This window comes from Komagataeibacter ossonobensis, assembly GCF_057359305.1.
Genome location: NZ_JBXAYQ010000032.1, coordinates 25,222 through 38,276, shown reverse-complemented (window position 1 = coordinate 38,276; position 13,055 = coordinate 25,222). Strand labels below are relative to the sequence as shown.

Sequence of the window (13,055 nt, the reverse complement as noted above, 5' to 3'; positions counted from 1 at the left end):
AAGAACCATCAATATTCACAACTTCAGTCCTCGACTGACCTCACGCTTGCAGATCTTAGCAGCACAGCCTTGCGCAAGCTCGGTATTCCACGTGTTGATCTCATTGAGACTGATAAGGATATATATCCTCAAACGCGCAAGTGGGCCGAAGCCATTCACGCTCAGTGCCCAGACGTTCAAGGTTTAGAGTGGGTGTCGCGTCAGGACGACCGTGCGCGCGCTATCATCCTATTTGGAGATCGCTTGCCACCAGATCCATTGAGCAGTATTGCACCTTCGGTCGATATCGTGGAAAATGAAGACACTTATGCGGCTCTAGTCGAGTTAGCCGAGACCATCGGTGTCCAGATCACTGGGAAGTAATATCATTCTTTTGCCGATTCAGTTCCAGTCTCTATGGCATCAAAAATACCCATCTCGGCCAATGCACCAGCCGCCCGCCGGAAACTACGGACCGGATATGGACGCCCAGGTTTGGGATAAGCCTCCGTGTAAGCAATAGCAGATTCAATCTGTTCCTCGGTCAGGGTCGGATAGTCCGCTTTGATCTCCTTGATTGTCTGCCCCTGTGCGAGGGCAGCAACACGATAAGCAGATATATCCGTTCCCTTGATAACAGGATCAGTCCCATCCTCCTCTAATATATTTTTCTTGGCATCGAGGAGTTTCTTGTATTTGGATAGAAAGTTACGCTGAATTTCGGTAATATTGGCTTTAAAAGGACCAAAGCTTACGGTTCTGGCTTTTGCTTCATTTTTTTTGAAGGCCTGATATAGCTTCCGACGCCCCATCGGAGTTAGATCCGCATGCATCTGCTTTTCAAGCGCCAGAAACAACAACTCCGAGAGGCCGATCTTTCGTACCCGCCTACGCCCTTTCTCCACACCGTGAACCGGCATGCCCTCTTCCGGCTCGCTGATCTTCTCTACTTCCCCACGATCAATCGCCCGGTTGATATCCTTTTCTGACATACCGATTAGAAACTGCGCTTCGCGTGGGGTAACGGGCTGGATTTCTATCATGTGCGTCTCCAATTGATCCCATAATAGGGAATAATTAGGATATATCAAGTCGTACTAAGCGCCTGCCATGACCCTGCGGGTCAATTTAGCGAAAGCAAATTCCAAAGAAGACCCAAATCTGCTCTCGGGGCCTGCATGAAATAAAAAGCAACGCAGCCAATTTTTGCTGTAGCAGTCGCAAGATGATCTTCGAAGCTGCTCCCATTATCCGGAGAAGCTCATGAAACATTCTCTGCTCATTTTTCTTTTGCCCATGGCGCTCAACGCCTGTGCGCAGAGCCTGTCGTCACCTTCTCCCATTGCGACGACCGGCATGGCCAATCCTGAACTGGCCTTGCAGCGGTCAATAGCAGAGACCACGACTGATCTTCGGGAACTTGGCAGCATCCGCCCGTCTCCGGTCGTTGCATCTACCAACCAACCCCCGCTCCCCGATGACCTGACCCGCCGGATCTGGTTCGTGTGGGACGGCCCGCTGGGCAAGGCCGTCGCAAAACTCGGCCAGGAGATTAGCTATAGCGTGACTGTCACCGGCCGTCCCCGAGCAATGCGCGTCGCGACCAACAGCGTTGCCGCCGTGGTGGATATCCTTCGGACATTGGGCGATCAGGCCGGAGATCAGGCCATGGTCGAGGTAGACCCGCTTCACCACGCGATAACGGTGGCCTGGCATGCGTAAGATGGCGCTCTTTCTATCTTCGGCCATCGTCGTGACGGCCGCAGGCAGCCCGACCCATGCGGCATCTGTCTCCACGGGGAAGGTTGTCATTGAGGAGGGGCAGCACGTCCGGCTACCGACATCGTCTCCATCTCCACCACCGGCCCGCAGCGACACATTGGTCCCGGAGCCACAGCCGCCCCAGCCGGGTGCGGATCAGGTGGACGGGGCTGATCCCGCCCTTGCCAATCCCATCAATAAACCGGTGACAGGGGCCTCAACGCTCGACGAGGTGGTCGGCGGCGAAGCGCCACCTTCTCTTGAGGCCCTTGAGAACACCCGCCCCAATGACGAACCAGGCGATGACCTGAAACCCGGTCGAAGCGCCCAGCTTCGGGAAGCCGCGCATATTTACGGCGCGCAGGGCGGTCTGGCCGCCCGGGCATTCGCCATCAACGAGATGCTGCGGCGCCATGAGGAGACACTCGACGCCACTTATGATTTCCGGTCGATCGTGCTTCCGATCGGGAGTGGCCAGACCCTCATGCAGCCCCCGATCGTCACCGAGGCACAGATGGCCTTTGCGCTCAATGACACCGGCCAGGTGGCGCACGAAACAGAATGTGTTTTCGAGATCACCCGGGAGGCACAACTGACATCCGCGCCCCCGGACTGGCGCACGTATCTCGTGCGGACATGGGGCAAACCGCATCACCCGGTAGCCGCGTCCCTGCCCCGCACAAAGGCGGAAGTGTCACACTGGAACCAGTGGGTGGCCGAAGGCTGGGCAGATGGAGAAAAGCAGGCAACCGAAATCTTCCTCTCCGATCTGTCGCGCCTGCAGCGCGACATTACCGGCATGGCCCGCTACCGGGTGCTGCTGAACGCCGGGCGCGTCGAAGAACCACGCGTCGTGTTCGAGCACCAGGACGCCGTGGGAGGAGGAGACACCCTCCACCTCAATGACCGCACGATCCGGATCGCGAGCCAGCCGGGGCTTCAGGGCCACGTCCGGCGCGGAAGCGACTACGGTTATCCGGAGCATTGCCGATGAATATCACCATCCCCGTCACGACCGACGAACGCTGGCCGGATGAAGGCAGGAAAGCGTTTGCCTGGGTCGAGGAACGACGGCGTAACGCGCCGGGACTCGACTCCCTCCTTCGCTGGGCGCACGGCCTCGGCGCCTCGCGCATCGACATCAAGACGGGCCATCCGGTCACAATCAAGGTGCACGGCGTAATCCGCTATGCCACATGTAAAGCGACGGACTCCCTCACGCTGGCGGATATCGTCGGCCATGTCTATGCCTCTGACGGAATGGCCATGCTTGGTGTCGGCCATATCCTCGATACAGCCTACAGCGTGGCACTGGACCGCAAGGTCAATCTGCGTTTCCGGATCAATCTTTCACCCATTTCGGTCAAGCGGGGCAGCGGCGTCCACATCGTCATGCGTCCGATCCCCGCGCGTCCCGCAAGCCTTGACCAGCAGATGGTCGAGCAGGAAATCCGGGACACGAACAGGCTCAAAAGCGGCATGGTCCTGTTTGGTGGGGCAACCGGTTCCGGAAAGACCACGTTGCAATTCGGGCTCGCCATCGAAAAACTCATGGACCCGACCGTATATTGCGACATGGCAACCGGCGAGGAACCCATCGAGTTCCTGCTGGACGACCTGCGACCGCCTTCAGGCTCGCGGATCAGCCAGACGGAGATCCGCCCCCCCACCCTGACTTTTCCCACGTTCACCCGCAGCCTGACACGCCGCGAGATGAGCGATGGCATCATCACGGAATGTCGGGACGGCGAGACCATGAATGCAGCCATCAATATCGCCATGATGGGCGGTATCCTGGGCACGACGCTGCATGCAGACAGCGTCTCCCTCATGATCCAGCGCGCGATCGCGCTCTGTCCCCCCTCGGAACGTGACAACCTCGTCTCGGCCCTCGCTCAGGCGCTCCGGTTCTGCATCAACCAGCGCCTTGTGCCCCGCAAGGGCGGCGGGCGCGTTGCGATCCGCGAATTCCTCACCTTCGATCGTGATCTGCGCCGCAAGCTGACCCGGACCGAGCCAACAGACTGGCCGGACGTCGTGGCCGACGCGGTCGAGGCGCAGGGCCAGTCTTTCGGAAAGGCCATCCGCAAACTGCTTGATGCCGATCTGATCACCGAAGACACCGCTCTGGCGGAAGAAAGGAGAGACGCGTGATGTGGCGTGCAACGGCCTATCCTGTCCGGGTTTTCATTCTCGATGCCCGCAGCTGTTTTCCCATTCTCATCTCCGTGACACACTGGAGCCTCACCACCCTGCTGATCGGGGTCTTCGGCGTGGTGTTTTTCGGCACGATCTCGTTTTTCGGGCTGACGCTGCCGGCCGCGATACGCTCCATGCGACGCTTCCTCATCGGGCCGGTCCGCACCGCCCTGCCGACATGGCAAAGGAGGCGGTTCTCATGAGCGCGATCGACCTGGCGGCGATCAGTGCGGCGCAGACACGGCTTCTGGCCAAAATCGGCAAGCCGATTGAACTGCTGGACCGTGGCACCGGAAAACGGGTGGTCGTATCACCGGCTGACGCGGCACACCCTGAAGCCTATCTGCCCATTTTCCTGATCAGTGCCGAAGCCCTGTGGCTGGAACTGACGGGAACGGGCTTTGCCCTTGATGTCAGCAGGACGCCCGACAGCGCGCTCGGCTATGCCGTCCGCAAGGTGCGCGCCGGTTCATTTACGGTCGTGATGTTATGTCTGATCGATGTCACGATGAGGCTTGCGGAGATGGACGACGCGCTGGTCCTCAATCATCTGATCGACTTCTGGGGCGAAGCCCATGGTCGGATTGCCGATGTCGCGCCGACCTTGCAGGGGGCGACATGATCCCCCGCCTCGCTCTGGCGGCACTCGGGGCGTTTCCCTTTTTTGTCGCCAGCACGACCGCCCGCGCCGCGAGCATCGAAGAAAATGGCCGCCAGATTGCAGCGTGTCTGGAGGCTTCGGCAAAAATCTCCGGTGTGCCCCGTGGCGTGCTGCTCGTCCTCCTCTATGTCGAGGCAGGTCGTCCCGGAATGGTCAGCCCGAACAGTAACGGCACGGCGGATCTCGGGCCGATGCAGGTCAACACGACATGGGTCGGCCGCATCACAAAGCGATGGCACAGCACGCCCGCGCAAACATATGCGGCGCTGCGCGACAATTCGTGCGCCAATATCGAGGCAGGCGCCTGGATCCTTGGTCAGGCGATGCACGAAGCACACGGCGACCTCTGGCAGGCCGTGGCATTCTATCACTCTCATACCCCACGCCATGGCAACGCCTATCTCCGGCGTTTCTACGACATCGCCCTCACGATGATGGCCAGAAGCCGCAGGGACGATCGCTCATGAGCACGAGCCGCGTCCCATGGTCATCCAGCGATGACTATCTGCTCTTTTCCTCGATCATCATCATCGTCGGGGTCCTGCTGTTCAGCTACATGGCCTGGAGCCTGTGGCATACGCAGATCACGGCCTTATATCTGCGGGTCATGCTGGGGCAGATCAACCTGCTGCATACGTCTAATCCCGACCTGATGCGCCTGCGTTTCCAGTTGCAGGCCGCGCAATATCGACCGGACCTGGTGCGGGCGATCCAGCTTTATTATGGCCTTGCGATCCTGGGCAATGCCCTGAAATGGCCGGTGGCCATCGTGATTGCGCTCCTGGGCGGGTTATGCATGTGGCGTGCTGCCCCCGGCCGTTTTGCAAAAGCGCTCGATCTGGAAGGTCTGATTGCGGTCCAGGCAGAAATGTTTCCGACACTGAGAGGCTTCGTCCGACGCCGACTGGACAGGCTTGTAACGCCCACGGATGGCATCCCCCTGCCCGCGGACCCGGCCCTGACACGTGCCGAATGGGGCGCGCGCTTCGCTGTCGATGCACAGGACCGCTATAGTGAAACCGGCGCGCTCGAGGCATTCACGCGCCAGTTGGGCCGCCACTGGTCCAGCATCAACGCCGCATCCCCTGTCGAACAGGTGCTTCTCGTTGCCTTTGCGATGCACTACCTCCAGAGGCGCCGGGAAGCCCTCGCCCTGCTTGGTGAACTCTCTGCCGGTCTGGCCGACGCTGGCCTTGATGGTCCGCATGGTCCGCTGGCGCCGCTCACGGTGCCAGAGTCCGTTATGCGCAGCGCCCGCTCTGCCCTGCAGGACAAGGAAATCACAAACTGTATCGATACGGTCTGCGAGCGCAGCGGGTGGAGCGTGACCGCGCTCATGACCCTGCTGCACGAAGCCCGGCGTCAGGCGGGCGTACTCGCGCCCTCCTCATTCGCCATCGTGAAGCTGATCGACCGATCATTGTGGTACGCGCTGCACTCACTCGGCTTTCCTGCTGAAATCCCGGCCGAAGACCTTCATCCCAATCCCCGCATCGAGGCTGCCGGCGCGCGTGCGCACTGGAGCGAAGAGCGGCGCTACCAGCGTCCGATCTACATCCCTGCGGTTGAAAACGCACTCGCCATCCTGCGCCCGATGCCCGAAGCACAAGGATCTTCCCATGACCCGTATCATCCTCCACGCTGATGGCCGGGCGCCCATCACCATTGAACTCGACGGGACAGGCTTACAGCCGCTCCATTTCCATCTTGGATCTGATTTCGGGCAGACGGAGACAAACGATGCAGCACCGACTTTACCAGAAGCGGCAGCAGCACGGCGCTGGCGCCTGAAAAAGGCATTGCCCGCGCTCATCGCCGGGGGACTGGCGGCCATCCTGATCATCGGCACACGCCAGGCCATGGTTTCCGACCGCGCTGTTTCCGACACCGGGCCCGCTGGCATACTACGGCCGCCTGCAATTCTACCCCCACTCTCCGGCGCGCCCATGACGGACGAAGGCGCGCCAGGGGTCCGCTCAACCTATGTGCCGGGCGCGCGCATGCCGGTCGATGGAAATGTGGTCGGCAATCCCGACGGTCACCCGGCGAGCGCGGAAATCGATGCCGCACGACGCATCATGGCGCAGCGGCCTGTCATCACTTATCCGCAACCCCCAGGTAGCGCGCAGACAGCGCCGACGGCGCCGGTTTCCCCCACGGCACCAACCGCTCCCGTGGCGCCCACGATCGACACGGGAAAATCTCCTTTCGGGCTGGAAGACTGACGCATGGTGAAGCGCGAGATCGGCGGACCGCAGGTCCACCAGCAACTGAAACACGGCTCCACCTATCGCGACACGCGTCCCTTCACGGTCCGGATCGCCGAAGAGCTGCAATCCAGCAGTTCCGGGTTCGCCCTCATGATTCTGGCAGGGCTCAGCGTGCTGGCTCCCGCGATCGTCGGGATCATCTTTCCCCTCGCCCTCTGCCTGACGCTCTGGGTCATGACCCGCCAGCCCGTGCTGCCTTTTCATCTGCCCAGGTATTCCGGCCTGAAGGACAAACACGATCTTGATCCCAAAACCCGTCGGCCGCGGGCGGCGGCAGGCATCATATATCTTGGAACGGACGGACTGACCGGCCAGCAACTCTGGCTTTCATCCGACGCGGGGCGCCAGCACGCCGCCGTGCCCGGCACAACGGGTGCAGGCAAAACGACATCCGCCATCTCCCTGCTGGCCAATCCTCTCGCGCATGGATCCGGGTTCATCCTGATCGACGGCAAGGGTGACAACACGGTCCACGGCGATGTGCTGGCGCTTGCCCGCCGCTTCGGGCTGGACGACCAGGTGCTCAATCTCAATTTTCTGACCGCAAGCGGCATTCGCCAGTCCAATACGTTCAATCCGTTTGCAACCGGCAATGCCGACGCCATCCGTGAAATGCTGGTCAGCCAGCTTGGTGAGCCGTCGAGCAACGACGCCAACGGCGTCTTTCGGGACCGTGCTGTCGGCCTTGCCGGCACGATCGCTCCAGTGCTGACCTGGATGCGCGACACGCACGGCGTGCCGATCAACATCGAGACCATGCGCTACGCCATGGAACTGCGCTGGATCGGCACGCTGGCCCGGCATCGTGTGTTCCTGATCCGCAATCCCGGCTCCGATCACCCCATCGAGATCAGCGTTCCCGAAATTCCTGATGATATCCTCTATCCGGCCCAGGCCTATCTGGGCGAACTGCCGGGATATGATTCCTCTCTGGCGTGGAATGAGCAGAAGGAAAACAAACCGAGCGAGCAGCATGGCTACGCCAAGATGTATTTCACCCGGGTCTTCACACAGCTTGGCGTCAGTCTCGGACACATATTCCGTGCCCAGATCCCTGATATCGACATGCGCGATGTGGTGCTGAACCGCCGCATTCTCGTCGTCACGCTGCCCGCGCTGGAGAATTCATCGGATACGCTGGCCGGACTGGGCAAGATCGTGGTCGCGGCCGGTCGCGGCGTCATGGCCCAGCTTCTTGGCGCCCGCCTTGACGGCCCCGCCGAGCAGGTCTTCAAGCTCAAGGCAGGCAGCGGCGACGCGCCGTTCCATTTTTTCTACGACGAACTCTCCGCCTACGTCACGGACGGCATGGACCGGCAGCTGGCCATGGGACGCGGCCTGAACTGCATGTTCTGGCTGGGGTTTCAGGATCTTCCGGGTCTTACGACACGCATCGGCGACAAAGCCTTTACCCTGCTCGGCAACGCCAACCTCACCCACGCCATGCGCCTGCAGGATGCCATGCGCACGCGCGAGTGGATCGAAAAGCAGTCCGATCGGATCGAGGTCAGTCAAGCCACGCATTTCGAAGGCAACTCGGCTGGCAGTTACCGGGAAGGACGGGGTGCCGAAGTCCGGGAAGTCGCCCGTATTCCCTGGGCAGACCTTCAGTCACTCATCGAGGGCGAGGCCATAACGATGTATGCCGGCCGCATCGTCCATTCGAAGACGTTCTTTGCCGCCGTCAATGGGCGGTCAGGCGCGATCCGCATGGCCCAGCCGGTCATGCTTGCAGCGCCGCTGGACCTGAATCGGGTGCCCCCGGACCAGCAGTTGCTTGCCCTCCTCGCGACAATCGAAGGCGGTCTGTTTCAGTCTGAACTGACCACCGTACACGACGAGCCGGATGTTCGCGCACTCGAGGAAGCAGTCGACCGCCTCGGTTCAGGTTCTCAAGACATCCTGCGCAATTTTGCACAGATTGGTGCAGCAGTCGCCGCCGCACCACGCCGGGTTGCGACCGCCAATGACGATGAAGAGAATGAGCATGCAGCCGGAACAGACATGCTGACACCATTTTCCTATATGCTGCGTGACGCTGCCTCCATCCCGAAACCCGGTTTTCGGACACCGCCCCGCACCATACCTCCCATCGACGGTCACCTGCTTGGACGCCTGGAGGCTATTGAACGCCGCGTGGACCGGCAGCCCGGTGTAGCCCGGCGTCAGGCACTGCTTCTATTGGGTGTCAGGGACGCTATGACAAAAGGCGCACCGAAGGAGGGCGCGGCCAGCACCGGAATGACCGAAAAGGAAATCCTCGCCCAGATCAGGATATTGCGAGAAAAAACCTCGGCATGACGGGCACGATCATCATCCTTCCCGGCGGGGAAAGGTTCCAGCTCGAATGGCGCCGGACCGACCCGGAGCGCTGGGGACGCCGCCTGAAGGCAAAATATGATGAGAGCTGGAGCGCGGAGCGTTCTGACAAGGCGCGATGCCTGTGCCAGCATCGCGGGGCCTCACTGCCTCTACAGATCCGTTACCGGGCGGACAGTCACAGTTATCACCTCGCCGTCTGGCCAAATGAAGGGCCGCTGCATGAAAAGACATGCCCGTTCTACAAGCCTGATCCGGAGAAAAGTGGGCGCGCCAGCTATGTAAATAGCGTAATTCGCGAGGGTGAGGATGGGGATGCCCGAAGCGGCGCGGCAGGCACATGTTGTAGCGCTGCTCTATGTGACGGCACGAACCATCGTAGCGCCCAATAGCCGATGGAGGGGCTGGATCCAGGCGGAAGTCAGGACCGGTGCCCTGATGACCGTCTCTCGCAGCATGCTTCCTTTCGAAAGCAGCCATGAACTGGCGGTAGCCGATGCCCTCGTGGCAGCGGGACGCGCATTCGAAAAACCACTGCGTTTCGACGCAGAGCGGGATCTCGTTTTCCCGGATTTCATCCTGCAGGACACGGCGCGGAGTGCCGGATATCCAATGGAAGTTTTCGGCCGTACGGACGAGGCCTATGCCGCCAGACGGGCCGGGAAGGAAAATTACTACAACATGACTTTCGGCGCAGGCGGATGGTGGTCATGGGATGCAACAACGGCAAGCCGGATTCCAGCCTTCCCGCCCGCCAGAAAAGGAGCGATGCTGAGCTGATCACGCCAGACAATGCCTTTCATCCGGCTTGATCGGGCTCCAGACCTTGTCGACGCCACCGAACCCTGTCGGGACCATATTAACGGATACCAGGAGCAAACAGGCTGATCATGCGGCGCTTCAGCGAATGGGAATTATTGATCACAAAGGCGAAGTGACGAAATCATACGCGTGGCCACGGCTGTCCATATATATTTTTTTACACAAGGCACCGTTTATATGCGATTTTAAGCACCAATAAACGGTTTTGGACAACTCAGCAGGAATCTAATTCCAATGGCAGACCCGATTGGCGGCATGTGGCTCGCGCTGAAATATGATGCAGAGCCATTCGGCGGACTGGCTGTCAAAAGCCAGCTTGGAAGTCGCCGGTCGAGCAGTCATCATAATTTATACAGCATCGAGACGTATCCCGAAAACATGCGTCCGGCCGACACGGCAGCCGCGCATCTGCAGTTTCATCTGCGACACGAACCCACCAGCCTGGAGTTGCTGGCGCGCGTCTTTGCGAAGACCGGACCAGGTTTTGTCCAGGAGTGGATAAACAGTGCACCGACCGGACAATATGCCAGACGGGCGTCATTTCTCTTTGAGTTCGTCACCGGACAAACGCTCGTGCCACCAGTCGACCTCGGCGGCAACTACGTCTCCGCACTGGACGCATCTTTTCAGGTAACAGCGTCTCCAGACAGGATGAGCAACATCAGCCGATGGCGCGTCCGTGACAACATGCCCGGGAACCGCTTTTTTTGTCCCTTTATCCCGCTATCCAGTCAACTCAAGACGGCTTCGGAGATGGACGTATCTGCCGGTTACGGTGAACTGGTGCAGGAGTTCGGCGAGAGCATGCTTGCCCGGGCCGCAGTGTGGCTGACAAACCGGGAAAGCAAGGCAAGTTTCACCATTGAAGGTGAGGAACATCAACTTGACCGGATCCAGCGCTTCAGCCACGTACTCGCCACGAGAACCGGGCAAGGGACAGTCCCCCTGACAGATACTGACCTTGCCGAATTGCAACGCAACATCCTCGGTGACGTCACAATAACCGAGCATTTTGGCTTACGGCTGTCACCGGTATTCGTTGGAGAATACACGATGAGGTACGAGAATGTTGTTCATTACCTCGCGCCTCCCGCACAAGACGTAGCGGATATGCTTGAGGGATTAAAAATTTTCCTCGACAGGACTGAAGGACAGTCTCCTGTCATGCGTAGCGCCGTGGCAGCCTTCGGGTTCGTCTACATCCATCCTCTTTCTGACGGGAACGGCCGTGTCCACCGGTTCCTGATAAATGACGTTCTCAGGCGGGACGGCGCCATCCCCGACCAGATCATCCTCCCCATCTCAGCTACGATCATTGGAGACCCGACGAGCAGGCGAAACTACGACCAGATTCTGGACAGGGTTTCAAAACCCCTGATGCAACAGATCACGGATCATGTCTCTTTCGATCGTGACATGAAGACCTATCCTGATGGGATAAAATCCAATCTCGACTTCTCGAACCCTGATCTGGCGAGACCGGCCTGGCGCTATATCAATTTCGCCCCCCACGTTATCTATCTCAGCGCAGCACTGGAGATGACCATCAAGCACCACATGAAAGAGGAAGCCATATATCTCCGGTCGCACCATAATGCCCGGCAGGCACTCAAGGAGCTTGTTGAAATGCCGGATATGGATGCCGACCGCATCATCAGGTCATTACGGGATACTCGTTTCATACCCAGCGGCAAGATTCAGAAAGAATATCCCATGATCGAAAAATTCAGGCTTTGGAACGCCATCTCTGAGGCGCTGAGGCGTTCATTCTCTGAATGATTACACGTGGACCGACCATGATAAGTAGAAAGCTGTTCGTCACCAGACATGGAATCTGAAAAAGGATTGTCCGAGTGGAAAAGGCAGGTTGCCCTCGTGAGAGCACAACTTTGTAGACATCGCTTATGGATTTTCACTGAGAACTGAATTCTTCCACAAGGTGCATAACGCAAGGGCTTAGGATCGCGATCCGCAACCTGGATTGTATAAAAGGCATCTTTCGTAGGGATTTATCGACGTAACGCCCCGAACTGGATCATGGTCCGGTCAAACAGGAACAGCCGCTGTCGGCATCCTACGACGTAGCGAAGAAGTTCTGCCTTCGTATATTGCCGCGTTCCTGAGCCAGGAGAGCGCCGCGCCGCCCGGCCCGACGGCGCGTTCCACTTCTAGTGAACAGCTTTCTTTCTGCCCCGACGCCTTCCTTGTGGCTTGTCAGGCAATGCAGGATCCGTCGCGCCCTCATCACCAGATTTGGTGGCATTGGACATTATATCCCGCCCCAGCCCAATCTCTCTTGCAAGTTCCGATCGGCGTACTGTGTAATTGGGAGCGACCATAGGGTAATGAGATGGAAGTCCCCATTTCCGCCGATATTCTTCAGGCGTCATGCCATAGGATGCCTGAAGATGCCGTTTGAGCATTTTCAGCTTTTTCCCATCTTCAAGACATATGATATAATCCGGAAATACGGACCGCTTGATGGGAACGGCAGGTATCTGTTCTTTTACGCCCGAAGCAGTCGGGACGGACAATGAATTGTAAACAGTCCCAATCAGCCTGATAAGTTCGTCCGGCGATATTTTATTTTCCGATACATAAGCAGTTATGATTTCCACGGTCAGCGCCAGCTGTCTTTGTTGTTCTTCGGGCATTGTCCATCACCTCAACAGACGAAAAAAACTCTGGCCCTGTATATAACACCGCTACTGGGAATAGTCCTCGACGTTTTCGAGGATTTGGCAGATTGCAGAACAGGTATGCTCTTGAGCAGATATCCAATAGGATCCTTCGCCTGCTCATCTGTATTTCATCTGACCGTCAACACTTCTTGCTTTCTACGGCAATCCTGTTACCCGTTTCCCGCCCAGCATCAAGACGCCATATCTGCGATAAGAGATCATCTGGATCCGGTGTCAGCAGAACACTCAGACACAGCTTCCTCTTCGGTCCAGGAAGGTCTTGAGGCGTGAACATGCCCGGAAGCTTCAGTTGGACCAATAACGCATAGCAGGCTTTCAGGGATCGGTTCGCGTACAACATCA

The 13,055-nt window shown here is 58.7% G+C and carries 15 protein-coding genes; 13 read left to right on the top strand and 2 right to left on the bottom strand.

The genetic code is table 11. The features are described from left to right. On the top strand, positions 1–363 hold a 363-nt coding region (locus tag AC1RQ9_RS14605; RefSeq protein ID WP_485987507.1), incomplete at its 5' end, for an RES family NAD+ phosphorylase. A gap of 2 nt (positions 364–365) precedes the next feature. Here the strand turns inward: AC1RQ9_RS14605 and AC1RQ9_RS14600 are convergent. Continuing rightward, positions 366–1,022 carry a DUF433 domain-containing protein gene (locus AC1RQ9_RS14600; RefSeq protein WP_048852619.1) on the bottom strand — a complete coding sequence of 219 codons (657 nt, stop codon included), beginning with the start codon at positions 1,020–1,022 and terminating at the stop codon, positions 366–368. A 220-nt stretch (positions 1,023–1,242) separates the two neighbouring features. Here AC1RQ9_RS14600 and AC1RQ9_RS14595 point away from each other — a divergent pair, with 220 nt between their 5' ends. The 12 genes from AC1RQ9_RS14595 (at position 1,243) to AC1RQ9_RS14540 (ending at position 11,790) form a co-directional block, all read left to right on the top strand. Further along, on the top strand, positions 1,243–1,701 hold the full coding sequence (locus AC1RQ9_RS14595) for a DotD/TraH family lipoprotein (RefSeq protein ID WP_233045818.1): 459 nt from the start codon (positions 1,243–1,245) through the stop codon (positions 1,699–1,701). Beyond that, complete coding sequence (locus AC1RQ9_RS14590) at positions 1,694–2,734, top strand: type IV secretory system conjugative DNA transfer family protein (RefSeq protein WP_102325795.1); 1,041 nt, start codon at positions 1,694–1,696, stop codon at positions 2,732–2,734. The genes AC1RQ9_RS14595 and AC1RQ9_RS14590 overlap by 8 nt, the downstream gene beginning before the upstream one ends. Beyond that, positions 2,731–3,894: an ATPase, T2SS/T4P/T4SS family gene (locus tag AC1RQ9_RS14585; RefSeq protein ID WP_233045823.1), complete on the top strand. Its 1,164-nt coding sequence runs from the start codon at positions 2,731–2,733 to the stop codon at positions 3,892–3,894. The genes AC1RQ9_RS14590 and AC1RQ9_RS14585 overlap by 4 nt, the downstream gene beginning before the upstream one ends. After that, positions 3,894–4,142: an IcmT/TraK family protein gene (icmT, locus tag AC1RQ9_RS14580; protein ID WP_010511855.1), complete on the top strand. Its 249-nt coding sequence runs from the start codon at positions 3,894–3,896 to the stop codon at positions 4,140–4,142. The genes AC1RQ9_RS14585 and icmT overlap by 1 nt, the downstream gene beginning before the upstream one ends. After that, complete coding sequence (locus AC1RQ9_RS14575) at positions 4,139–4,561, top strand: hypothetical protein (RefSeq protein ID WP_078524616.1); 423 nt, start codon at positions 4,139–4,141, stop codon at positions 4,559–4,561. The genes icmT and AC1RQ9_RS14575 overlap by 4 nt, the downstream gene beginning before the upstream one ends. Further along, positions 4,558–5,067, top strand: coding sequence for a lytic transglycosylase domain-containing protein (locus tag AC1RQ9_RS14570; protein ID WP_485987506.1), 510 nt, complete (start codon positions 4,558–4,560; stop codon positions 5,065–5,067). The genes AC1RQ9_RS14575 and AC1RQ9_RS14570 overlap by 4 nt, the downstream gene beginning before the upstream one ends. Then, on the top strand, positions 5,064–6,245 hold the full coding sequence (locus AC1RQ9_RS14565) for a secretion/conjugation apparatus DotM-related subunit (protein ID WP_233045826.1): 1,182 nt from the start codon (positions 5,064–5,066) through the stop codon (positions 6,243–6,245). The genes AC1RQ9_RS14570 and AC1RQ9_RS14565 overlap by 4 nt, the downstream gene beginning before the upstream one ends. Further along, positions 6,220–6,825, top strand: a complete 606-nt coding sequence (locus AC1RQ9_RS14560; protein ID WP_485987504.1) for a hypothetical protein — start codon at positions 6,220–6,222, stop codon at positions 6,823–6,825. The genes AC1RQ9_RS14565 and AC1RQ9_RS14560 overlap by 26 nt, the downstream gene beginning before the upstream one ends. Positions 6,826–6,828: 3 nt before the next feature. Next, positions 6,829–9,171 carry a type IV secretory system conjugative DNA transfer family protein gene (locus AC1RQ9_RS14555; RefSeq protein WP_112210241.1) on the top strand — a complete coding sequence of 781 codons (2,343 nt, stop codon included), beginning with the start codon at positions 6,829–6,831 and terminating at the stop codon, positions 9,169–9,171. After that, the gene (locus AC1RQ9_RS14550; RefSeq protein WP_485987503.1) at positions 9,168–9,581 is read left to right on the top strand and encodes a DUF1173 family protein; all 414 of its coding nucleotides are present in this window, start codon (positions 9,168–9,170) and stop codon (positions 9,579–9,581) included. Before AC1RQ9_RS14555 ends, AC1RQ9_RS14550 begins: the two co-directional genes overlap by 4 nt. Positions 9,582–9,627: 46 nt before the next feature. Continuing rightward, positions 9,628–9,969 (top strand): DUF1173 family protein, encoded by a 342-nt coding sequence (locus AC1RQ9_RS14545; RefSeq protein WP_485987502.1) that lies wholly within the window; start codon positions 9,628–9,630, stop codon positions 9,967–9,969. 276 nt (positions 9,970–10,245) lie between these two features. Next, on the top strand, positions 10,246–11,790 hold the full coding sequence (locus tag AC1RQ9_RS14540; RefSeq protein ID WP_485987501.1) for a Fic family protein: 1,545 nt from the start codon (positions 10,246–10,248) through the stop codon (positions 11,788–11,790). Between the two features lie 389 nt (positions 11,791–12,179). On the opposite strand, the gene AC1RQ9_RS14535 is transcribed toward AC1RQ9_RS14540, so the two are convergent. After that, on the bottom strand, positions 12,180–12,665 hold the full coding sequence (locus AC1RQ9_RS14535) for a Ros/MucR family transcriptional regulator (RefSeq protein ID WP_485987500.1): 486 nt from the start codon (positions 12,663–12,665) through the stop codon (positions 12,180–12,182). Positions 12,666–13,055 lie beyond the last annotated feature (390 nt).

Coding starts and splice junctions, on each gene's coding strand:
- AC1RQ9_RS14600 (WP_048852619.1), bottom strand. CDS start 1,022: ATGATAGAAATCCAGCCCGTTACCCCACGCGAAGCGCAGTTTCTAATC.
- AC1RQ9_RS14595 (WP_233045818.1), top strand. CDS start 1,243: ATGAAACATTCTCTGCTCATTTTTCTTTTGCCCATGGCGCTCAACGCC.
- AC1RQ9_RS14590 (WP_102325795.1), top strand. CDS start 1,694: ATGCGTAAGATGGCGCTCTTTCTATCTTCGGCCATCGTCGTGACGGCC.
- AC1RQ9_RS14585 (WP_233045823.1), top strand. CDS start 2,731: ATGAATATCACCATCCCCGTCACGACCGACGAACGCTGGCCGGATGAA.
- icmT (WP_010511855.1), top strand. CDS start 3,894: ATGTGGCGTGCAACGGCCTATCCTGTCCGGGTTTTCATTCTCGATGCC.
- AC1RQ9_RS14575 (WP_078524616.1), top strand. CDS start 4,139: ATGAGCGCGATCGACCTGGCGGCGATCAGTGCGGCGCAGACACGGCTT.
- AC1RQ9_RS14570 (WP_485987506.1), top strand. CDS start 4,558: ATGATCCCCCGCCTCGCTCTGGCGGCACTCGGGGCGTTTCCCTTTTTT.
- AC1RQ9_RS14565 (WP_233045826.1), top strand. CDS start 5,064: ATGAGCACGAGCCGCGTCCCATGGTCATCCAGCGATGACTATCTGCTC.
- AC1RQ9_RS14560 (WP_485987504.1), top strand. CDS start 6,220: ATGACCCGTATCATCCTCCACGCTGATGGCCGGGCGCCCATCACCATT.
- AC1RQ9_RS14555 (WP_112210241.1), top strand. CDS start 6,829: ATGGTGAAGCGCGAGATCGGCGGACCGCAGGTCCACCAGCAACTGAAA.
- AC1RQ9_RS14550 (WP_485987503.1), top strand. CDS start 9,168: ATGACGGGCACGATCATCATCCTTCCCGGCGGGGAAAGGTTCCAGCTC.
- AC1RQ9_RS14545 (WP_485987502.1), top strand. CDS start 9,628: ATGACCGTCTCTCGCAGCATGCTTCCTTTCGAAAGCAGCCATGAACTG.
- AC1RQ9_RS14540 (WP_485987501.1), top strand. CDS start 10,246: ATGGCAGACCCGATTGGCGGCATGTGGCTCGCGCTGAAATATGATGCA.
- AC1RQ9_RS14535 (WP_485987500.1), bottom strand. CDS start 12,665: ATGCCCGAAGAACAACAAAGACAGCTGGCGCTGACCGTGGAAATCATA.